General features: G+C 65.7%; 1 pseudogene. It reads left to right on the top strand.

The features are described from left to right. Positions 1-233 (top strand): annotated as a pseudogene (locus HMPREF0528_RS08810) (carbohydrate ABC transporter permease); the annotation flags it as partial.

Here is a 233-nt window from a genome sequence, read left to right as displayed (position 1 = left end):
TCGATCGGCGTGTCGCTGGGCGCAGCGATGCTGCTCAATGCGCCGGCCGCACGCTTCAAGGCACTGTTCCGCACCGCACTGTTCGCGCCGGTGGTGACCACGCTGGTGGCGGTGGCGGTGATCTGGCGCTACCTGTTCCATACCAGCTACGGTCTGGTGAACTACGGGCTGGGCCATCTGGGCATCAGCCCGATCGACTGGCTGGGTGATCCCAACTGGGCGATGCCGACCAT

Origin of the sequence: Lactobacillus johnsonii ATCC 33200 (assembly GCF_000159355.1) — a bacterium.
In the GTDB taxonomy this organism is placed as follows: domain Bacteria; phylum Bacillota; class Bacilli; order Lactobacillales; family Lactobacillaceae; genus Lactobacillus; species Lactobacillus johnsonii.
Note: the sequence above shows the minus strand (reverse complement) of the source record. Positions and strands in the feature narration are given on the sequence as shown.